Raw genomic sequence first — 20,673 nt, 5'->3', positions numbered from 1 at the left:
GCCACGCCCGTACCCCATAGGCTGGTGGTATGAGTACGTCACGCACGCGGGGCACGGTCCGAGGGCTGCCGGAGTGGGACCGCTGCGCGGTCATGGGGGTCGTCAACGTGACGCCCGACTCCTTCTCCGACGGAGGCCGCTGGTTCGACACCACGGGGGCCGTCAAGCACGGCCTCGACCTGGTCTCCGAGGGCGCCGACCTGGTGGACGTCGGCGGTGAGTCGACCCGTCCCGGAGCCAGCAGGGTGGACGAGTCCGAGGAGCTGCGGCGGGTGATCCCCGTCGTGAAGGGGCTGGCCTCCGAGGGCGTCACCGTCTCCGTGGACACCATGCGCGCCCGCGTCGCCGAACAGGCCGTCGCCGCCGGGGCCGTCCTCGTCAACGACGTGAGCGGCGGCCTCGCGGACCCGGGCATGATCCCGGTCGTCGCCGCCGCCGGGGTGCCGTTCGTGGTGATGCACTGGCGCGGCTTCAGCGAGTCGATGAACAGCCGCGCGGTGTACGAGGACGTGGTCGCCGAGGTCGTCGCGGAGCTCCGGCAGCGGATGGACGCGGTGATCGCGGGCGGGGTGGCCCCGGAACGCGTCGTGATCGACCCCGGCCTCGGCTTCGCGAAGCTGGCCCCCCACGACCTGGCCCTCGTCGCGCACCTGGACGAGCTGCACGCGCTGGGCCGCCCGCTGCTGGTGGCCGCCTCCCGCAAACGCTTCCTCGGCCATGTGCTGGCCGGGCCCGGCGCCACCCCGCCGCCCGCCCGCGAACGGGACGCGGCGACGGCGGCCGTCTCCGCCCTCGCCGCCCGGGCCGGGGCCTGGGCGGTCCGCGTCCACGAGGTGGGGGCCAGCGCCGACGCGGTACGGGTGGCCCGCGCCGTCGAGGGAGCCGCGTGAACGAGGACCACGCGTCGGCCGCCGCCGACATCGCGGAGGTCGAAGCGGCCAACACCGCCTTCTACGAAGCCCTGGAGCGCGGCGACTACGAAGACCTCTCCGGCCGCTGGCTGCCGGGCGAGGACCTCACCGTCTCCTGTGTCCACCCGGGGTGGCCGGTGCTCACCGGCCGGGGTGATGTGCTGCGCAGCTACGCGCTGATCATGGCGAACACCGAGTACATCCAGTTCTTCCTGACCGACGTCAACGTCTCGATGACCGACGACACCGCCCTGGTCACCTGCACCGAGAACATCCTCAGCGGCGGCCCCGCCGAGGAGGGCAACGCGCTGGGCCCGCTGGTGGGCCAGCTGGTCGTCGCCACCAACGTGTTCCGGCGCACGCCGCAGGGGTGGAAGCTCTGGTCGCACCACGGCTCGCCCGTCCTGGCCGAGACCGGCGAGGAGGACGACGAGGAGCCGTCCTCCTCCTGATGCCGGGTGATGCGGAGGCTCAGCGGTTCCAGGCCGGGAGGCCGGGAACGCCGGGCACGGTCAGCGGCTTCTTGGCGAAGAGGTCGCCGTTGAGTGGCTTGAAGGGCTTGAAGGCCGTGTAGGGCTTATGGGCCTCGTGCGGCTTGTGGGCCTCGTGGGGCTTGTGCGGCTTGTGGGGCTTGTGCGGTTTGCCTCCGGGCTTCTCGCAGTCCTCTTCCGCCACGGGAACCTCGACCGTGCAGCGGCCCTCCGCCACACACGTACCGCCCTCGGACGTCGGAGTGACCGTGTTCCGCAGGACCCCGTCACCGGTGACCGGGGAGTCCACCCGTACCTGGTAGGTCACCGTCTCGGTGGCGTCCGGCGCGAGGACGCCGGTCCACTCCAGCGAGGTGCCGTTGAGCGTGGCCGTACCGGTGGAGGCGGTGACCGATCCGGGCACCACCTGGCCGTCGTCCAGGACCCCGGCCAGATCGTCGGTGAAGTCGCCGTTGACCGTCAGCGTGCTGGTGTTGGTCACGGTCACGGTGTACGTGAGGGTGTCGCCGGCGTTCACCGGCCCGGCGGACGAGGCCGACTTCTCGACCGTGTACGAGGGCTCGGGGCACTCACCGGCGTCCTGCACGGCCGTCGCACCGTAGAAGCCGTTGCCGGTCGCCTCGACGACCGTGACGGGCAGCGGATCGGTCGAGGCCTCCGTCGGGAGGTCGGTGAGCCGGTAGATGTCCCCGTTCGAGCCGAAGCCGTACACACTGCCGCCGGAGAGGGCCCCGCCGAAGACCTGCGGCACGGTGCCGATCTGGGTGACGGTGCCGTCCGGGTGGATACGGAAGACCGCCGACGGATCGCCCGTGGCCGAACCCACGACCGTGGAGAAGGCCAGGACATCCCCGTCGTCGAGCGTCAGGAAGTCACCGGCCGAGACGAAACCGGCGGGGAACGAGGCGGGGTACAGGCTGCTCACCCCGGTGGCCGGGTCGATCAGGAAGATCTGCTCGGACTCGAAGGAACCGGCGATCAACATGCCGTCCGCCCGCGCGGTCAGACCGTTGACCGCGGAGTTCCCCTCCGACACCCTCAGGTCGTCGAGCGGACCCGTGACCGGCACCGAGGCGGTCTCGGCGCCCGTGACGGTGTCGATGGTGTAGAGCGTGGTCATGTCGTTCCCGGGGAAGTTGACCCCGTACAGCGTCGATCCGTCCGGGCTGAACGCGATGTCGCCGTAGTTACGGTTCAGAGTCGCGGAGGACAGGACATCCCCCTCGGGGCTGTACTGCAGGAGCTGACGGGTGGCCCCGCCGGTGTTGGCCCACAGCGGGCTCGGCGGACAGTCCGCGAGCGCCGCACGGGCCGTCTGCGCGGGCGTGCCGCCCCTGGCCGACAGTGCTGCGGCCGCGGTGCCGCCCGTCGCCGTCACCGCGAGCGCGAGAGCGACGGCCGCGCCCAGCAGCCGTCCCCGCCCGGGAGACGTGGATTTCCGATGCATCAGACCTCCGTCATGTGTCCGAGGCGCGTCGGCGCGCCTCCGTCGGCATCAGGCCGAACTGCTGTATGCCTCCCACACGGCACGCGCGGTGAAGACGGGTTCACTCGCACGGCTGCGCCGGTCGTCCGGCGGGTATCAGCCCCTGTGAGGCCCGTCCAAGGCCCCCACGGGGCAGCCGTGTCGGTGCTCGCAGGTAGATTCGGAAGGAGGCACCCCACCGCCCGCACGCGGCCGGGTGTCTCTCCGACCAACGACAGCAGGAGTGATTCGCGTGGATCGTGTCGCGCTGCGCGGCCTCAAGGCCCGTGGGCACCATGGCGTCTTCCCCCGGGAGCGCGAAGAGGGCCAGACCTTCATCGTCGACCTGGTGCTCGGCCTCGACACCCGCCCCGCGGCAGCCACCGACGACCTGGCCCGCACCGTGCACTACGGCGTGGTGGCCGAGGAGGTCGTCGAGGTGGTGACGGGCGAGCCGGTCGACCTGATCGAGACCCTCGCCGAACGCATCGCCCAGCAGTGCCTGAAGCACGAAGGTGTCCAGGAGGTCGAGGTGGTGGTGCACAAGCCGGACGCGCCGATCACCGTCCCCTTCGACGACGTGACCATCACCATCACCCGGAGCCGAGCATGACTGCGTTTTCCACCGAGGGGCAGAGCGACCCGACCGTACAGCCGGTGCCCACCGCCGTCGTCAAGCAGGTGGACGCCGCCGACACCACCCTCTCCAACCCCAAGATGGCCGTGATCGCCCTCGGCTCCAACCTGGGCAACCGGCTGGAGACCCTCCAGGGCGCCGTCGACGCGCTGGAGGACACCCCGGGCCTGCGGGTCAAGGCCGTCTCCCCGGTCTACGAGACGGAGCCCTGGGGCGTCGCGGCGGACAGCCAGCCCTCGTACTTCAACGCGGTCATCCTCGTGAAGACCACGCTGCCCCCGGCCTCCCTGCTGGAGCGCGGCCAGGCCGTCGAGGAGGCCTTCGAGCGGGTCCGCGAGGAGCGGTGGGGCCCGCGCACGATCGACGTCGACATCGTGGCGTACGCCGACGTCCTCTCCGACGACCCGGTGCTCACCCTCCCCCACCCCCGCGCCCACGAACGGGCCTTCGTCCTCGCCCCCTGGCACGACATGGACCCCGAGGCCCAGCTCCCCGGCGCCGGAGCGGTCGCCGAACTGCTCGCCGGGGTCGGACGCGAGGGAATCCTGCCCCGCGCCGACCTGGAACTGCGCCTGCCGGAGTAATCGTTAGGCTCGACGGGCACGAGCTCAGGATCAGAGGCTCGTCAACGCGAGCTCGGGCCCGTACGAGCTCGGAAACACACGGGCTCGGAAACACACGGGCTCAGGAACGCAGGCGACGAAGGGCGGCTCACGCGGTGAAGCAACTACGGCTCGGGGTACTGGCGGGCCTCTTCACCGCCGCCGGGGTCCTCTCCTGGGGCGGCGCCCGCCTCTGGGACTCCCTCGGCACGCTCCCCAGCATCCCACTGGCCGCGTCGATCGTGCTCGCCGTGATCGCGGTGATCCTCCTGGCGACCGCGCTCTCCCTGCGCACCCGCCTGCGCGCCCAGCGGGAGCGCCGCCCCGGCGCCAAGGGCGTCGAGCCCCTGATGGCGGCCCGCGCGGTCGTCTTCGGCCAGGCGAGCGCCCTGGTCACGGCCCTGGTCGCCGGCGTGTACGGCGGCGCGGGCGTCTTCCTCCTCGGCTACCTCGACATCCCGCCCCGCCGCGACCAGGCCATCTACGCAGGCGCGGCGGTGGTGGCGGGCATCGGCGTCATCGCCGCCGCCTTCTTCCTGGAACGCGTCTGCAAGCTCCCCGCCGACGACGACAACGACGACGGCACGGGCACGGCGGCCGCGTAGGGCGGGCCGGGGCCGTGCCGTCGTGGTCCGGGGCCGGACAGTGTCAGCGGGCCATGATGAGGCTCATCGCCTCGGCGCGCGTCGCGGGGTCGCGGAGCTGGCCACGGACCGCCGAGGTGAGGGTCTTCGCGCCGGGCTTGCGGATGCCTCGCATGGACATGCACATGTGCTCGCACTCGACGACGACGATGACTCCGCGCGGCTCCAGGATCTCCATGAGGGACTCGGCGATCTGGGTGGTCAGTCGCTCCTGGACCTGCGGGCGGCGGGCGTAGACGTCCACCAGCCGTGCCAGCTTGGACAGACCGGTGATCTTTCCGGTGGACGCCGGGATGTAGCCGACGTGTGCGACGCCCCTGAACGGCACCAGATGATGTTCACAGGTGCTGAACACCTCGATGTCCTTGACCAGCACCATCTCGTCGTGGCCCAGGTCGAACGTGGTCGTCAGAACGTCCTCGGGCTGCTGGTAGAGACCGGCGAATATCTCCTTGTACGCCCGCGCCACCCGTCCCGGTGTCTCCCTCAGGCCCTCGCGGTCCGGGTCCTCTCCGACGGCGATGAGCAGTTCGCGTACGGCCGCCTCGGCCCGCTTCTCGTCGAATTCGCCGATCGATCCCTGGCCGTCCAGCGTCACCGGGTCGGTCATCTGTGCCTCGTTCCTCTGTGCTGCCCCGTGCGCGGTTCGCACGTGGACATCGCAGGCATACGGAAAAGCCGCGCCCCCACAGGCTAAAACCTGGGGGGGCGCGGCATCCATTCCGGGCCTGGTGGGGCCTCCGTGACGGAGGTCTCAGCCAGCGGAGCTGGGCTGGAACGGGGCTAGCTCTCGGGGCGGTCCTCGGGGATCGACTCCGGGGAGGGAGCGATGTCCTTCGTGAGGTCCGCCTTCGGGGCGATCTCCGGCGGGGTGGCCGAGCCGTTGGCGGTGGAAGCGCCGTTGGTGAGGGCCAGCTCCTTGGGAGAGAGCACCGGAGGCCGCGTCGACGGGGTGCGCCGGGCGGAGCCGGTCCACGCCGGGCGGGCGGGACGCTTGACGATCGGGGCGAAGATCTCCGCGATCTCGTCCTTGTTCAGCGTCTCCTTCTCCAGGAGTTCGAGCACGAGGGCGTCGAGGATGTCGCGGTTCTCGACGAGGATCTCCCACGCGTCGTTGTGCGCGCTCTCGATGAGCTTCTTGACCTCTTCGTCGACGAGCGCCGCGACCTCTTCCGAGTAGTCGCGCTGGTGGCCCATCTCACGGCCGAGGAAGGGCTCGGTGTTGTCGCCGCCGAACTTGATGGCGCCGAGCCGCTCGGTCATGCCGTACTGCGTGACCATCGCGCGGGCCGTCGCCGTGGCCTTCTCGATGTCGTTGGCGGCGCCGGTGGTCGGGTCGTGGAAGACCAGCTCCTCGGCCGCGCGCCCGCCCAGCATGTAGGCCAGCTGGTCGAGCATCTCGTTGCGCGTCGTGGAGTACTTGTCCTCCTCCGGGAGCACCATCGTGTAACCGAGGGCGCGGCCGCGGGAGAGGATCGTGATCTTGTGGACCGGGTCCGACTGGGGAGAGGCCGCCGCGACCAGGGCGTGTCCGCCCTCGTGGTACGCGGTGATCTTCTTCTCCTTCTCGGACATGATCCGGGTCCGCTTCTGCGGCCCCGCCACGACGCGGTCGATGGCCTCGTCGAGACTCTCGTTGTCGATCAGCTTCTTGTCGCTGCGCGCCGTCAGGAGCGCGGCTTCGTTCAGCACGTTCGACAGGTCGGCACCGGTGAAGCCGGGCGTACGGCGGGCGACGGCGCCGAGATCGACGTCCTTCGCGACCGGCTTGCCCTTCTGGTGGACCTTGAGGATCTCCAGTCGGCCCTGCATGTCGGGGCGGTCGACCGCGATCTGCCGGTCGAAGCGTCCCGGGCGCAGGAGGGCCGGGTCGAGGATGTCCGGGCGGTTCGTGGCGGCGATCAGGATGACCCCGCCCTTCACGTCGAACCCGTCCATCTCGACGAGCAGCTGGTTGAGCGTCTGCTCGCGCTCGTCGTGACCGCCGCCCATACCGGCACCGCGGTGCCGGCCGACGGCGTCGATCTCGTCGACGAAGACGATCGCCGGGGCGTTCGCCTTGGCCTGCTCGAAGAGGTCACGCACGCGGGAGGCACCGACACCGACGAACATCTCGACGAAGTCGGAACCGGAGATCGAGTAGAACGGCACGCCCGCCTCACCGGCGACGGCGCGTGCGAGCAGCGTCTTGCCCGTACCGGGCGGCCCGTAGAGCAGGACGCCCTTGGGGATCTTGGCGCCCACGGCCTGGAACTTCGCCGGCTCCTGGAGGAACTCCTTGATCTCGTGGAGCTCCTCGACGGCCTCCTCGGACCCCGCCACATCGGCGAAGGTCGTCTTCGGGGTGTCCTTGGTGATCAGCTTGGCCTTGGACTTGCCGAACTGCATGACCTTGGAGCCGCCGCCCTGCATCTGGTTCATCAGAAACAGGAAGACGAGCACGATCAGGACGAAGGGCAGCAGCGAGAGGAGGATCGAGATGAACGGGGACTGCTTCGACGGCGAGACGGTGTAACCCTTCTCGATGTCACCCGCCTCGAACTTCTCCTGGAGCGTGTCGGCGAGCTGGACGCCCTGGTTGCCGATGTAGCTCGCCTGGAACTTGTTGCCGGACTCCCCGGCGAGCTTCTGGCCCTTCTTCAGCTCGATCTTGATGATTTGTTCGTCACCGGTGGTCAGCTTGGCCTGCTCCACCTGGTCCTTGCTGATCGCCTGGATCACCTTGGCGGTGTCCACCGTCTTGTGGCCGCCCGACGAGCCGACGACCTGCATCAACACGACCACGGCGAGGACGGCCAGCACGATCCACATGACCGGCCCACGGAAGTATCGCTTCACGTCCATCCATACGGAGCGAAGACGCCCCGTCCCTCCTGCCCGTAGGTAAATGCTGCTGTCTTTGAAAAGAGTGTTCTTCGGACGGTACCCCAGTGGGGGCGCCCTCGGCCGCTGTGTGCGGCCGGGAAACCCGCTTTCGAAGCTTCAACGGCCCGAAGGCCGCGAGGGTTCCCCGGGTGTCAGCCGCCGTAGACGTGCGGGGCGAGCGTGCCGACGAAGGGGAGGTTGCGGTACTTCTCCGCGTAGTCCAGCCCGTAGCCGACGACGAACTCGTTGGGGATGTCCAAGCCGATCCACTTCACGTCGATCGCGACCTTGGCGGCGTCCGGCTTGCGCAGCAGGGTGCAGACCTCCAGGGAGGCCGGCTCCCGGGAGCCCAGGTTGGACAGCAGCCACGACAGGGTCAGGCCGGAGTCGATGATGTCCTCGACGATCAGGACGTGCTTGCCCTTGATGTCGGTGTCCAGGTCCTTGAGGATCCGGACGACACCGGAGGACTGGGTGCCCGCCCCGTACGAGGAGACGGCCATCCAGTCCATCGTGACGGGGGTGGACAGCGCGCGGGCCAGGTCCGCCATGACCATCACCGCGCCCTTGAGGACGCCGACGAGCAGCAGGTCCTTGCCCGCGTACTCCGCGTCGATCTTCGCGGCCAGCTCGACGAGCTTCGCGTCGATCTCTTCCTTGGTGAGGAGCACCGACTGAAGGTCGGTACCCATGTCCTTCTCGTTCACCCACGTCTCTTTCTCTGCCTGCCGGGCCCGGGGTGCGCCCCGGGCCCGGCCCGGCTGTTCGCCTGCGTTTCAGCCGCTTGCGCGTCAGCTCTGCCGAATGACCAGTCTGCCACCCTGCCGTCGGGCCTCGACGCGGCCGGGCAGGTTGATGGCCCGCTGGCCGCGCCAGCCGGTGATCAGGCGGTCGACTTCTTCGAGGTGGCGGGCGAAGAGGGAACCGGCGGGCGCCCCGGCCTCGATGGCGGCCCGGCGCAGCACCCGGCGGCGTACGGCGGGGGGCAGGACGTAGAGCTTGGCGCACTCCAGCTGCCCGGTGTCGTCCCGTACGGCGAGCTCCGCCTGGGCGGCCCAGGTGTCCAGGGCGTCGGCGTCGTCGCGGGAGAGCTGGGCCGTCCGGGCGAGGGCTTCGACGACGCCCTTGCCGAGCGCCTTCTCCAGGGCGGGCAGCCCCTCGTGGCGGAGCCGGGAGCGAGTGTAGGCGGGGTCGATGTTGTGCGGGTCGTCCCAGACGGGGATCGACTGGACCAGGCACGCCTTGCGGACGGTCTGGCGGTCGAGCTGGAGGAAGGGGCGGCGGTAGCGTCCGGCCGGTCCCGAGGCGGCGGCCATGCCGGAGAGCGAGCGGATGCCGGAGCCGCGGGCGAGGCCGAGGAGGACGGTCTCGGCCTGGTCGTCGCGGGTGTGGCCGAGCAGTACGGCGGCGGCGCCGTGGCGTTCGGCGGCGGCATCCAGCGCGGCGTAGCGGGCGTCGCGGGCGGCGGCCTCGGGGCCGCCCTCGCGTCCGACGTGCACGGCGACGGCCTCGACGGGGTCGAGGTCCATGGCGGCGAGCCGGGTGACGACCTCGGCGGCGCGGAGGCCGGATCCCGGCTGGAGGTTGTGGTCGACGGTGATCCCGCCGGCCCGGACGCCGAGCTTGCGCGCCTCGAAGGCGAGGGCCGAGGCGAGCGCCATGGAGTCGGCGCCGCCGGAGCAGGCGACGAGGACGAGGGGGGCCGCGGGCCGGTCGGGGAGGACGGCGCGGGGGCTTCCCGCGGTGCCGGACTCGGCGTAGCGGGAGAGGGGGGCGGGCGCGGTGCGCCGGGCCTCTTCGGCGGGCCGGTCGTGGCCGTGGTGCCGGTGGGATCGGGATTCGGTGTGGACGTCGTGCCGGTGGGATTCGGTGAGGACGTCGTGGAGTACGCGGCGGACCGCCAGGCGTATCGCCGCGACCGCAGGATGGGGACCCATGTCCGGTGCCCTTCGTGGAGATTCGGGAGGAGCGTCGAGCGCCGGAACGCGTGAGTCCCGTCACTCAGAGTGCGTCGATGGTGACAGAGGCAAGCTGTTCATCGAGCATTGCACGCCTTCCCATGCCCTCATGGTCCCTCGGATGGGTGATTGGAGGGCAGATTCCCGGACGTGGCCCGGAAACGAGTCATGATTCCGCCTTGCGGTGCACCCTTGCGACCCACTCCGCGGGTTTGGCGATCTCCGCCTTGGTCGGGAGGGTGTTGGGCGAGGTCCACACGCGGTTGAACCCGTCCATGCCGACCTCTTCGACGACCGATCGTACGAACTTCTCGCCGTCCTTGTACTGCCGGAGCTTGGCGTCCAGGCCGAGCAGCTTGCGGAGCGCCTGGTCGAGGCGGCCGGCGCCCTGGGCCCGGCGCTTCTGGAACTTCTCCCGGATCTCGCCGACGGAACCGACGACCTCGGGGCCGACGCCGTCCATCACGAAGTCCGCGTGGCCTTCGAGGAGGGACATCACGGCGGTGAGCCGGCCGAGCACCTCGCGCTGGGCGGGTGTCTGGACGACGTCGACGAGGCTGCGTTTGCCGTCCTCGTCACCGCGCTCGCCCTCGGGGCGCCCGGCGCCGGAGAGCGACTGGGCGGCCTCGCGCAGCCGCTCCAGGAAGGTCATCGGGTCGACCTCGGTCTCGTCCAGGAACGTCTGGATCTCGCCCTGGAGGTGGTCACGGAGCCAGGGGACGCCGGTGAACTGGGTGCGGTGGGTCTCCTCGTGGAGGGCGACCCAGAGCCGGAAGTCGTGCGGGTCGACGTCGAGCTCCCGCTCCACGTGGACGATGTTCGGGGCGACCAGGAGAAGCTGCCCGCCGCCGTTCGGGGAGGTGGGGAGAGGTGGGGCCTCCCCTGCTCGAACGGAGTTGAGAGCTTGGGGAAGGGAGGCGGGGGCGAACGTCTCGTACTGGCCGAGGATCCGGGAGGCGAGGAACGAGAGCAGCAGGCCCAGCTCGACGCCGGTGACCTTGCCGCCGACCGCGCCGAGCACGGCACCGCCGGGTCCGCCGGGGCGGCGCCCCTCCATCTTGGCCAGCAGCGGGCGGAGCAGTTCGCGGAAGCCCGCCACGTTGGCCCTGATCCAGCCGGCCCGGTCGACGACCAGGACCGGGGTGTCCTCCGGTTCGGTCCCCTCCGGGATCATCCGGGTGAAGAGGCGGACGTGCTCCTCCGAGGCCTTGGCGTGCCGCCGGAGCTCCGCGACGACGGCTCGGGCGTCCTCGCGGCTGATCTCGGGCCCGGGCCGTACCAGTCGGGTCGCGGTCGCGACCGCGAGGTTCCAGTCGACCATCTCTGCACCACCGATGCTCGTCATGCGTCAACCGTACGTGAGCGACTCGCCCGGTGGTGGGGTGTTGGGCGGCTCTTCGGGTGCCGGTTGCCGTCCCTCAGCCCTCCCGGCCGCCCTCGCCGACGAGTGCGGCGGCCAGGGCGTCGAGGGCGGGTTCGGCCGTGGCCGCCAGGTCGGAGCCGGAGGCGAGGAAGGCGAAGGCGAGCAGCCGGCCCTGGGGGTCGACGACGGTTCCGGCCAGGGAGTTGACGCGGCTCAGGGTGCCGGTCTTGGCGCGGATCAGACCGGCGGCGCCGGGGGCGTCCTGGTAGCGGGTGCTGAGGGTGCCGCTGAAGCCCGCGACGGGGAGGCCCGTGAGGGCGTGGCGCAGGCCGGGCCGCTCGGGGTCGGCGGCGCGGGCGAGGAGGGTGGTGAGGAGGGCGGCGGTGACCTTGCCCTCGCGGTCGAGTCCGCTGCCGTCGGCGAGGTGGGCGCCCTCGGTGGGGATCTGGAGCTTCCTGAGTTCGGCGGTGACGGCGCGGCGGGCCCCGGCGAAGTCGGCGCTCTCCCCCTTGGCGATGGCGGTCTGCCGGGCGAGGGCCTCGGCGATGTCGTTGTCGCTGTTGGTGAGGGTGCGCTCGACGAGTGCGGAGAGCGGGGCGGAGTGGTGGGTGGCGACCGTACGGGCCTCGGCGGCGGCGCGGGCGTGGCGGGGCCTGCCGTCGACCGTGACGCCCGCCTTCTCCAGCTCGGCGGCGAAGGCGCGGGCGGCGTCGCCCGCCGGGTCCTCGCTGCGGTCGGCGGGGCCCCGGTCCGTGTCGTCGAGGCGCCCCTCGTTGACCATCAGGGCGGTGACGGGGGCGATGTTGGTGTTGGGGCTGATCGGGTGGAGCACGGGGCCGGTGTAGCGGGAGGTGTCGTACGTGAGCCGTACGGGGCCCTCGCCGTCCTCGCCGTCCTCGCGCAGGGTCTTGGCGGCGGAGGCGGCCAGGGACTTCAGGGCGGCCGGGCTCAGGGTGGGGTCGCCGCCGCCGACGAGGGTGAGGGTGCGCGCGTCCTCGGAGAGCCGGACGGTGGTGGCGATGCGGTGGTCGGGGCCGAGGGCGGAGAGCGCGGCGACGACGGTGGCGATCTTGATGGTGGAGGCCGGGGTCATCGGGGTGGCGGGGGCGCGCCCGTACAGCTGCTTGCCGGTGGCCGTGTCAATGACGGAGGCGGTGGTCCGGGTGCCGAGTTCGGGGGCGCCGATGAGCGGGGCGAGGGCGGTGCGCAGGCTCGCCGGGTCCTGGGGGGCCGAACGGGCGTGGGCGGGGTCGAGGGCGCCCAGGACGGCGGGGGCGCTGGGGGCCGGTTCCGGGGCGCCCGGCAGCGTACGACCGTGATGTGCGCCACCTGTGCGGTCCGCGGCGGCTGCGAGCTGCCGCTCGGCCTTACGCTGACCGTTGTCCCAGGGACCGGCGGCGAGGACGGCGCCGGTGGCCACGACCAGGCCGAGCACGGCGGAGCCTGCGACGAGCTGCCAGGTGGGGGAACCGTTGCGCTTGCGCGTCAGGTTCCTGATCCGGCCCCACGGGTCCGACGGGCGGTTGGACGGTTCTTCCACCGGCTCGGCCACCGTTGACCAGCCCCTTTCGCGAGCACTCTTCTGCGTGGGGGACACTTAACCACCAGTCGTATGTGTTGATCATGGAGGAGCCACCCGTGGAGTTCGACGTCACCATCGAGATCCCGAAGGGTTCGCGGAACAAGTACGAGGTGGACCACGAGACCGGTCGGATCCGCCTGGACCGTCGACTCTTCACCTCGACCAGCTACCCGGCGGACTACGGATTCGTCGAGAACACCCTCGGCGAGGACGGCGACCCGCTGGACGCGCTGGTCATCCTGGACGAGCCGACCTTCCCCGGCTGCCTCATCAAGTGCCGTGCCATCGGCATGTTCCGGATGACGGACGAGGCCGGCGGCGACGACAAGCTGCTGTGCGTCCCGGCGTCGGACCCGCGCGTGGAGCACCTGCGCGACATCCACCACGTGTCGGAGTTCGACCGCCTGGAGATCCAGCACTTCTTCGAGGTCTACAAGGACCTGGAGCCGGGCAAGTCCGTCGAGGGCGCCGACTGGGTCGGCCGTACCGAGGCGGAGGCCGAGATCGAGGCCTCGTACAAGCGTCTTGAGGCCCAGGGCAACAAGCACTGACGTTCCTCCTCCGGTTCCGTTTGTGAGCCGGGCGGCGGTACGGGAACGGGCGGCACACCTTCGCGGGTGTGCCGCCCGTTCCGCTGTGCGCACCCGTTCGTCATGCGGCGGCCATGTCCGTGGCCATACTGGGCACACGTGCGCCCGGAGAAGCAGCCGAGGAGGAACGAGGTCGAGTGGTGGCGGAATCGGGCGGTCCGGAGGACCAGAAGCCCCAGTCCGACGAGGCACGGAGCGCTTTCGCCCCGCCTGCCGGGACGAGTCAGCCGCAGTCGCCGCCCGAGGAGGACCATCCGACGTCGGAGTTCGCGCTGCCGACCGGGGTGCACCCCGAGGCGGGCGGTCCGCAGGGGTCCGGCGGCGGTTCCGGGGGCGGCTCGAACGCGGAGACGCTGAGTTCCGCTTTCACCCCGCCGAGCACGTACAACGCCCAGCAGGCGCCGCCCGCGTTCACCCCGGCGCAGGGCATTCCGATGGTCAGGCTGACCAAGGAGGCGCCCTGGCAGGACCGGATGCGCACGATGCTGCGGATGCCGGTGACCGAGCGCCCGGCCACGGAGGCCATCCAGCGCACCGATGACGACACGGGCCCCGCCGTACCGCGCGTGCTGGACCTGACGCTGCGTATCGGGGAGCTGCTGCTGGCGGGCGGCGAGGGCGCCGAGGACGTCGAGGCGGCGATGTTCGCGGTGACGCGTTCGTACGGTCTGGACCGCAGCGAGCCGACGGTCACGTTCACGCTGCTGTCGATCTCGCACCAGCCCTCGCTGGTCGACGACCCGGTGACGGCGAGCCGTACCGTACGCCGCCGGGGCACCGACTACACCCGGCTGGCGGCGGTCTTCCGGCTGGTCGACGACATCACCAGCGAGGACACCGAGGTCTCCCTGGAGGAGGCCTACCGGCGGCTGGCGGAGATCCGCAGGAACCGGCACCCGTACCCGGGCTGGGTGCTGACGGCGGCCGCCGGGCTGCTGGCCGGTTCGGCCTCCGTGCTGGTCGGCGGCGGGGTGCTGGTCTTCATCGTGGCGGCGGCGGGCGCGATGCTCGGCGACCGGCTGGCGTGGCTCTGTGCCGGGCGCGGGCTGCCGGAGTTCTACCAGTTCACGGTGGCCGCGATGCCGCCCGCCGCGATGGGGGTGGCGCTGACGCTGACCCACTCGACGGACATCCGCCCGTCCGCGGTGATCACCGGTGGGCTCTTCGCGCTGCTGCCGGGGCGGGCGCTGGTGGCGGGGGTGCAGGACGGGCTGACCGGCTACTACATCACCGCCTCGGCCCGGCTGCTCGAAGTCATGTACTTCTTCATCGGGATCGTGGCGGGCGTGCTGATCGTCCTCTACCTGGGCGTCCAGCTGGGGGCCCAGCTCAACCCCGAGGCGCAGTTCGTGCCCAACGACCGGCCGGTGCTCCAGATCCTGGCGTCGATGGCGCTGAGCCTGGCCTTCGCGGTCCTGCTCCAGCAGGAACGGTCCACCGTGCTGGCGGTCACCCTGAACGGCGGGGTCGCGTGGATCGTCTTCGGGGCGATGGCCCGGACCGGGGACATCTCGCCGGTCGCGGCGACGGCGGTGGCGGCCGGTCTGGTGGGTCTGTTCGGGCAGTTGTTCTCGCGCTACCGGTACACGTCCTCGCTGCCGTTCATCACGGCGGCGATCGGTCCGCTGCTGCCCGGTTCGGCGACGTACTTCGGTCTGCTGGGTGTGGCCCAGAACGAGGTGACCCGGGGGCTGACCTCGCTGTCGACGGCGGTCGCGACCGCGCTGGCCATCGCGATCGGGGTGAACCTGGGAAGCGAGATCTCGCGGCTGTTCATGCGGGTGCCGGGCGCGGTCGGCGGGGCGAGCCGCCGGGCGGCGAAGCGGACGCGGGGGTTCTGAGGCCCCTGTCGTACGGCCCCCGGGGGGCTGGGGCCCCTGCCGTACGGACGGGCGGGTTCTGAGGCCCCCCGCCGTACGCCTGAACGGAAGGCGCCCCTCCCCGGGCCTGCGGGGAGGGGCGCCTTCGTACGCGTACGTACGGGAAGGAGTCAGCGCTTGGCGTGGCGGCCTCGGCCGGTGGCCGGAGGGGCCGGGGGGGCCGTGCCGTCGGGGTTGTCCCGCGCCGCGGCGGCGGCCTTCTTGTTCTGGCTGCGGGCCTTCAGGACCTCGACCACGATCGGCATCACGGAGAGCAGCACGATCAGGATGAGGATCTTCTCGATGTGCTCGTGCACGAAGGCGATCTTGCCGAGCATCGCGCCGAGCACGGTGACGCCCACGCCCCAGAGCAGCGCGCCCACGATGTTGTAGATCACGAACAGGCGGTAGTTCATCCGGCTGACGCCCGCGATGATCGGTGTGAAGGTCCGCACGATGGGCACGAACCGCGCCAGGACCAGCGACTTCGGCCCGTGCTTCTCGAAGAAGATGTGGGCCTTCTCCACGTTCTCCTGCTTGAAGAGACGGGAGTCGGGGCGCTTGAAGAGGGAGGGGCCGACCTTGCGGCCGAAGAGGTAGCCCACCTGGTCGCCGACGATCGCGGCGATGGCGATGAGGGTGCAGACGAGCCAGAGCGGGTACTTCAGCTGTCCTGTGGTGATCAGCAGCCCCGTGGTGAACAGCAGGGAGTCGCCGGGCAGGAAGAAGCCGATCAGGAGTCCGGACTCGGCGAAGACGATGAGAAGAAGGCCGGGAAGGCCGAACGTGTTGAGCAGATAGTCCGGGTCCAGCCAGCTCGGGCCGAGCGCAAGCGTATTCAAGGGTCCGGGCTCCAGGATGATGTGTGCGATGGGGCTGCGTAGCAACCCAAGCTACCAACGCCCGGTGAACGCCCTTGGTTCCAGTGGCGCACAGCGGGAATGCGCATCCAGGCGAACGGGACGAGGCTGACCCCAGGAGGTGCCACAAACATGGGCATTGAGGAATTCGGCGGCGGCCAGACCGCCCAGGCGGACGTGCTGGTCGTCACCACCAATGACGTACCGGGCTACGAGGTGACGCAAGTCATCGGCGAGGTCTTCGGGCTGACCGTGCGGTCGCGCCACCTCGGGAGCCAGATCGGCGCCGGGCTGAAGTCGATGATCGGCGGCGAGCTGAAGGGGCTGACCAAGACCCTGGTGGAGACCCGCAACCAGGCGATGGAACGGCTCGTGGAGCAGGCCAGGGCGCGGGGCGCCAACGCGGTCCTGATGATGCGGTTCGACGTCACGGAGGCGGCGGACGTGGGAACGGAGGTCTGCGCGTACGGGACGGCGGCGGTGATCCGGAAGGTGTGACGCGGCACCATCCGGACCACCAATGGGGCGTTATGCCTGATTAGCGAACCTTGCGAATCTATGGTGGCCGGGTGGCTGCCCCCGAACCCCCCGCACCCCCGTCCCCCACTCCCCCGCACCCCGCCTCCACCCCGGCCCGTCGGCTGCTGCCGCTCGTGCTGCCCGCGATCGTCGTCGGTGTGGTCTGCGCGCTGGTCCTGCTCGGGGTCAGCCTCCTGGCCGAGCGGCTCCAGGACGTGCTCTGGGAGACCCTGCCCGACGCGCTCGGCGTCGGCGGGTTCTCCTCGCTCTGGATGATCGTCATGCTCACCGCGACCGGTCTGGCGGTGGGCCTGGTCCTGCGGGCCGTCCCCGGGCACGGCGGGCCCGACCCGGCCACCACCGGGCTGGTGGACGCGCCGATGCGGCCGGGCGTCGTTCCCGGGCTGCTCCTGGTGACCGCGCTGGCGCTGGCGGGCGGGGTGAGCCTCGGGCCGGAGAACCCGATCACCGCCGCCAACGTCGCGCTCGCCTACTGGCTCGGCCGACGGGCGGCCCCCGGCGCACCGGCCGAGCTGTGGGTGGCGCTCGCCGCCGCCGGGACGATCGGCGCCCTCTTCGGCACCCCGATCGCCGCCGCGCTGATCCTCTCCGAGACGCTGGCCGGGCAACCGGGCCCCGGGGCGTTCTGGGACCGGCTGTTCGCCCCGCTCGCGGCCGGTACGGCGGGGGCGCTCACCATGTCGCTCATCGCGGAGCCCAGCTTCGACCTCTCGCTCCCTTCCTACTCCGGGCCGCACTGGGGCGATCTGCTCGCCGCCCTGCTGATCGCCTCGGCGGGCGCGCTCCTCGGTCTGCTGGCGGTGTACGCGTTCCCGGTGGCGCACCGGGCCTTCCGCGCCCTGCGCCACCCCGTGCTCGCGCTGACGCTCGGCGGGCTGGTGCTGGGGCTGCTCGGGGCGCTGGGCGGCCATCTGACCCTCTTCAAGGGGCTGGACGAGGTGAAGGAGATCGCCGGGGACCCGGACGGGTGGACGGCCGGGGAGTTCGCGGTGATGGCGGTGGTGAAGATGGCCGCCCTGGTCATCGCGGCGACCTGCGGATTCCGGGGCGGGCGGATCTTCCCGGCGGTCTTCGCGGGGGTGGCGCTCGGGCTGTGCGCCCACGCCCTGGTCGACGCCGTACCGCCGGCGCTCGCGGTCTCCTGCGCGGTCCTGGGCGTGCTGCTCGCCGTGACCCGGCAGGGCTGGGTGAGCCTGTTCACGGCGGCGGTGCTGGTCAGCGACGCCTCCGTACTGCCGCTGCTCTGCGCCGCCACCCTGCCCGCCTGGCTGCTGGTGACCGGGCGGCCCCAGATGCAGCTGGACGGGGAGGGCAAGGCGCTGCGGTGAGGCGGAGCCACCTCCGTACGCGTACGAGTAGGGAGGTGGCTCCGCCCGACGCGCCGGACGCCACGAACATCCGTATCGTCGCCTTCGTGGCGATAGGCACCTTTTCGCCCCGCTGCTGATGCTGATGCTGTCCCGACGGAGGTTCCCGCATGTCCACGCCCGTCAACGTCGCCGTCATCTACTACTCGTCCACCGGCACGGTCGCCACGATCGCCAAGGCCATCGCCGAGGACGCGGAGCGGGCCGGGGCGCGGGTGCGGCTGCGCAAGGCGGCCGAGCTCGCCCCGCAGGCGGCCATCGACTCCAACCCGGCGTGGGCCGCCAACGCGAAGGCGACCGCTTCCATCCCCGAGGTGTCGCCGGACGACATGGTCTGGGCGGACGCGGTGATCTTCGGTTCACCGACCCGGTACGGGAACGTCACCGCGCAGCTCAAGCAGTTCATCGACACCCTCGGCGGACTCTGGCAGTCCGGGCAGCTGGCCGACAAGGTCTACAGCGGCTTCACCGCCAGCTCCACCGCCCATGGCGGCCAGGAGTCCACGCTGCTCGCGCTCTACAACACGATCCACCACTTCGGCGGCATCCTCGTCGCCCCCGGGTACACCGACCCCTCGAAGTTCGTCGACGGCAACCCGTACGGCACCTCGCACGTGTCCGGGCAGGGCGACATCCCGGTCAGCGAGGTGACGCTGACCGCCGCCCGGGTGCAGGCCGAGCGCGTCGTGAAGTTCACCCGGGCCCTGAAGGCCGGGCTCGCCGCCGAGAGCTGAGAAACCGCAGTCGAGGAAGCAGTCGAGGAAGAGGACTCCGCCATGCCGCTCCACCGAGGCGCCCACCCGCAGCGGGACGAACACTCCGACGAGCGGCGCAGGCTCGCCCTCAACCCCTTCTTCGGCGAGGCCGATCCGACGGCCGCGATGAACACCGCGCCGCCCCGGCACAAGCTCCCCGAGGGGCCGCTGCCGCCGCTGACGGCGTACCGGCTGGTCCATGACGAGCTGATGCTCGACGGCAACTCCCGGCTCAACCTGGCCACCTTCGTCACCACCTGGATGGAGCCGCAGGCCGGGGTCCTGATGGGTGAGTGCCGGGACAAGAACATGATCGACAAGGACGAGTACCCGCGCACCGCCGAGCTGGAGCGGCGCTGTGTGGCGATGCTCGCGGACCTGTGGAACGCACCCGATCCGTCGACCGCAGTGGGGTGTTCGACCACCGGGTCGAGCGAGGCGTGCATGCTGGCCGGGCTCGCCCTCAAGCGCCGCTGGGCCCAGCGGAACGCGGACCGCTATCCGGCGACCGCGCGGCCCAATCTGGTGATGGGCGTCAATGTGCAGGTCTGCTGGGAGAAGTTCTGCAACTTCTGGGAGGTGGAGGCCCGACAGGTCCCGATGGACGGCGAACGCTTCCATCTCGACCCGCAGGCCGCCGCCGAGCTCTGCGACGAGAACACCATCGGGGTCGTCGGCATCCTCGGCTCCACCTTTGACGGTTCCTACGAGCCCGTCGCCGACCTCTGCGCGGCCCTGGACGCCCTCCAGGAACGCACCGGCCTTGATATCCCCGTCCATGTCGACGGCGCCTCCGGTGCGATGGTGGCACCCTTCCTCGACCCGGACCTGAAGTGGGACTTCCGGCTGCCGCGCGTCTCGTCGATCAACACCTCGGGCCACAAGTACGGGCTGGTCTACCCGGGGGTGGGCTGGGCGCTGTGGCGTACGGCGGACGAGCTGCCGGAGGAACTGGTCTTCCGGGTCAACTACCTGGGCGGCGACATGCCGACCTTCGCGCTGAACTTCTCGCGGCCCGGGGCGCAGGTGGTGGCGCAGTACTACACGTTCCTGCGCCTCGGGCACGACGGCTACCGGGCGGTCCAGCAGGCTTCCCGGGACGTGGCTTGCGGGCTGGCCCGGGGGGTGGAGGAGCTGGGCGACTTCCGACTCCTCACCCGGGGCGACGAGTTGCCGGTCTTCGCCTTCACGACGGCCCCGGACGTCCACACGTACGACGTGTTCGACGTCTCCCGCCGACTGCGGGAGCACGGGTGGCTGGTCCCGGCCTACACCTTCCCCGCCAACCGGCAGGACCTGTCGGTGCTGCGGGTGGTGTGCCGCAACGGCTTCTCCTCCGACCTGGCCGCCCTGCTGATCGAGGACCTCAAGCTGCTGCTCCCCGAACTGCGGTCGCAGAAGCACCCGTTGAGCCACGACCGGGCGGTCCGGACCGCCTTCCACCACTGAAGGCCTTCCACCGTTGAAGGCCGTCGGCCACTGAAGGCGTCAGCCACTGAATGCCTTCGAATTCCTTCGAATGCCTTCAGCCGAAGACGAGGGCGACGTCCTTGTCCACGCAGAACCGCAGGACGGTGACCAGTTGGCCCACGTCTTCGATGCGCCGCCGCAGGACGGGGTCGCTGTCGTCGGGCCGGCGTCGGCCGAGCATCGCTTCCAGCCGGGGCAGCATGGCCGCGCATTGAGCGGGGGTGAGGTCGGGGCCGCCGTCGTCCGGATGGTCGAGCAGGGGTGCCAGTGTGGTGGAGACGCCGCACCACGGGCGGTCTCCGCCGAAGCCGTCCATCTCGGTGAGCGTGAACCCCTCGGCCTCGGCCAGCCAGTTCCTGAACATGCTGAAGCCTGACCAGGACCAGGAGACGTCCGGGCTCTCGACGTCGCCGTCGCTCGGGAAGAGCATCAGTCCCACCTTGTCCCCCTTTGTTTCCCTTTGTTTCCCACAGCGTCCCCCTCTTGGTTCCCGCAGCCCATGATCGCTGCGGGGAGGGGTGCCGGGCAACGGAAAATCCCCGGACGGACCGGCGGACCGGCGGACCGACGGACCGACGGACCGCGCTGACTTTTCGTCAACGGGCGCCGCCATTCGGCGTGATACGCCCCGGCCCTCCCGGTCCGGCGACAGAAAAGGCCGAAGCCGGGACGGCGCACCTGCCTGCTGCTGTAGGTTCCTGCCCATGTCCACGA

At 71.0% G+C, this 20,673-nt stretch carries 20 protein-coding genes; 11 read left to right on the top strand and 9 right to left on the bottom strand.

The genetic code is table 11. The features are described 5' to 3' along the window. Positions 1-92: 92 nt before the first annotated feature. Positions 93-890 carry a dihydropteroate synthase gene (folP, locus tag ACFW9Z_RS12955; protein ID WP_384638855.1) on the top strand — a complete coding sequence of 266 codons (798 nt, stop codon included), beginning with the start codon at positions 93-95 and terminating at the stop codon, positions 888-890. Beyond that, complete coding sequence (locus ACFW9Z_RS12950) at positions 887-1,363, top strand: nuclear transport factor 2 family protein (RefSeq protein WP_384638713.1); 477 nt, start codon at positions 887-889, stop codon at positions 1,361-1,363. The genes folP and ACFW9Z_RS12950 overlap by 4 nt, the downstream gene beginning before the upstream one ends. Before the next feature lie 19 nt (positions 1,364-1,382). On the opposite strand, the gene ACFW9Z_RS12945 is transcribed toward ACFW9Z_RS12950, so the two are convergent. Beyond that, a complete protein-coding gene (locus tag ACFW9Z_RS12945) occupies positions 1,383-2,849 on the bottom strand; it encodes a hypothetical protein (RefSeq protein WP_384638710.1) in 1,467 nt (488 codons plus the stop codon). A gap of 271 nt (positions 2,850-3,120) precedes the next feature. Between ACFW9Z_RS12945 and folB the strand changes: the two genes are divergently transcribed. From folB to ACFW9Z_RS12930, 3 genes are all read left to right on the top strand, one after another. Continuing rightward, positions 3,121-3,480 carry a dihydroneopterin aldolase gene (folB, locus tag ACFW9Z_RS12940; protein WP_093690373.1) on the top strand — a complete coding sequence of 120 codons (360 nt, stop codon included), beginning with the start codon at positions 3,121-3,123 and terminating at the stop codon, positions 3,478-3,480. Then, positions 3,477-4,088, top strand: a complete 612-nt coding sequence (gene folK, locus ACFW9Z_RS12935; RefSeq protein WP_384638707.1) for a 2-amino-4-hydroxy-6-hydroxymethyldihydropteridine diphosphokinase — start codon at positions 3,477-3,479, stop codon at positions 4,086-4,088. The genes folB and folK overlap by 4 nt, the downstream gene beginning before the upstream one ends. A gap of 134 nt (positions 4,089-4,222) precedes the next feature. Continuing rightward, positions 4,223-4,711, top strand: coding sequence for a DUF3180 domain-containing protein (locus ACFW9Z_RS12930; RefSeq protein WP_384638704.1), 489 nt, complete (start codon positions 4,223-4,225; stop codon positions 4,709-4,711). 43 nt (positions 4,712-4,754) lie between these two features. Here the strand turns inward: ACFW9Z_RS12930 and folE are convergent, their stop codons facing one another. From folE to dacB, 6 genes are all read right to left on the bottom strand, one after another. Beyond that, on the bottom strand, positions 4,755-5,360 hold the full coding sequence (folE, locus tag ACFW9Z_RS12925) for a GTP cyclohydrolase I FolE (protein ID WP_084747146.1): 606 nt from the start codon (positions 5,358-5,360) through the stop codon (positions 4,755-4,757). Positions 5,361-5,533: 173 nt separating this feature from the next. Further along, on the bottom strand, positions 5,534-7,594 hold the full coding sequence (gene ftsH, locus ACFW9Z_RS12920) for an ATP-dependent zinc metalloprotease FtsH (RefSeq protein ID WP_384638700.1): 2,061 nt from the start codon (positions 7,592-7,594) through the stop codon (positions 5,534-5,536). 173 nt (positions 7,595-7,767) lie between these two features. Continuing rightward, positions 7,768-8,307, bottom strand: a complete 540-nt coding sequence (hpt, locus tag ACFW9Z_RS12915; RefSeq protein WP_384638852.1) for a hypoxanthine phosphoribosyltransferase — start codon at positions 8,305-8,307, stop codon at positions 7,768-7,770. A 99-nt stretch (positions 8,308-8,406) separates the two neighbouring features. Further along, positions 8,407-9,552, bottom strand: coding sequence for a tRNA lysidine(34) synthetase TilS (gene tilS / locus ACFW9Z_RS12910; RefSeq protein WP_384638697.1), 1,146 nt, complete (start codon positions 9,550-9,552; stop codon positions 8,407-8,409). Between the two features lie 187 nt (positions 9,553-9,739). Continuing rightward, positions 9,740-10,918: a zinc-dependent metalloprotease gene (locus ACFW9Z_RS12905; protein WP_384638694.1), complete on the bottom strand. Its 1,179-nt coding sequence runs from the start codon at positions 10,916-10,918 to the stop codon at positions 9,740-9,742. A 73-nt stretch (positions 10,919-10,991) separates the two neighbouring features. Next, positions 10,992-12,488 carry a D-alanyl-D-alanine carboxypeptidase/D-alanyl-D-alanine-endopeptidase gene (gene dacB / locus ACFW9Z_RS12900; RefSeq protein ID WP_384638692.1) on the bottom strand — a complete coding sequence of 499 codons (1,497 nt, stop codon included), beginning with the start codon at positions 12,486-12,488 and terminating at the stop codon, positions 10,992-10,994. An 86-nt stretch (positions 12,489-12,574) separates the two neighbouring features. On the opposite strand from dacB, the gene ACFW9Z_RS12895 reads away from it, so the two are divergent. Both ACFW9Z_RS12895 and ACFW9Z_RS12890 read left to right on the top strand, forming a co-directional pair. Continuing rightward, positions 12,575-13,069, top strand: a complete 495-nt coding sequence (locus tag ACFW9Z_RS12895) for an inorganic diphosphatase (RefSeq protein ID WP_366391794.1) — start codon at positions 12,575-12,577, stop codon at positions 13,067-13,069. Positions 13,070-13,245: 176 nt separating this feature from the next. Further along, positions 13,246-14,949, top strand: coding sequence for a threonine/serine exporter ThrE family protein (locus ACFW9Z_RS12890; RefSeq protein WP_384638689.1), 1,704 nt, complete (start codon positions 13,246-13,248; stop codon positions 14,947-14,949). Positions 14,950-15,098: 149 nt separating this feature from the next. Here ACFW9Z_RS12890 and ACFW9Z_RS12885 read toward each other — a convergent pair whose 3' ends face one another. Continuing rightward, complete coding sequence (locus tag ACFW9Z_RS12885; RefSeq protein WP_084747152.1) at positions 15,099-15,809, bottom strand: DedA family protein; 711 nt, start codon at positions 15,807-15,809, stop codon at positions 15,099-15,101. A 150-nt stretch (positions 15,810-15,959) separates the two neighbouring features. Between ACFW9Z_RS12885 and ACFW9Z_RS12880 the strand changes: the two genes are divergently transcribed. The 4 genes from ACFW9Z_RS12880 (at position 15,960) to ACFW9Z_RS12865 (ending at position 19,938) form a co-directional block, all read left to right on the top strand. Continuing rightward, positions 15,960-16,325: a YbjQ family protein gene (locus tag ACFW9Z_RS12880; RefSeq protein WP_384638686.1), complete on the top strand. Its 366-nt coding sequence runs from the start codon at positions 15,960-15,962 to the stop codon at positions 16,323-16,325. A gap of 71 nt (positions 16,326-16,396) precedes the next feature. Beyond that, positions 16,397-17,695: an ion channel protein gene (locus ACFW9Z_RS12875; RefSeq protein WP_384638684.1), complete on the top strand. Its 1,299-nt coding sequence runs from the start codon at positions 16,397-16,399 to the stop codon at positions 17,693-17,695. A 149-nt stretch (positions 17,696-17,844) separates the two neighbouring features. After that, positions 17,845-18,468 (top strand): NAD(P)H:quinone oxidoreductase, encoded by a 624-nt coding sequence (gene wrbA / locus ACFW9Z_RS12870; protein ID WP_384638681.1) that lies wholly within the window; start codon positions 17,845-17,847, stop codon positions 18,466-18,468. A 42-nt stretch (positions 18,469-18,510) separates the two neighbouring features. Further along, on the top strand, positions 18,511-19,938 hold the full coding sequence (locus ACFW9Z_RS12865) for a glutamate decarboxylase (RefSeq protein ID WP_384638679.1): 1,428 nt from the start codon (positions 18,511-18,513) through the stop codon (positions 19,936-19,938). Positions 19,939-20,014: 76 nt separating this feature from the next. Here ACFW9Z_RS12865 and ACFW9Z_RS12860 read toward each other — a convergent pair whose 3' ends face one another. Then, positions 20,015-20,389, bottom strand: a complete 375-nt coding sequence (locus ACFW9Z_RS12860) for a hypothetical protein (protein ID WP_384638677.1) — start codon at positions 20,387-20,389, stop codon at positions 20,015-20,017. Positions 20,390-20,673: the final 284 nt, after the last annotated feature.

The organism is Streptomyces sp. NPDC059452, assembly GCF_042750035.1.
Classification (GTDB): domain Bacteria; phylum Actinomycetota; class Actinomycetes; order Streptomycetales; family Streptomycetaceae; genus Streptomyces.
The sequence above is the reverse complement of the archived record's forward strand: the minus strand, read 5'-3'. Positions and strand labels throughout refer to the sequence as shown.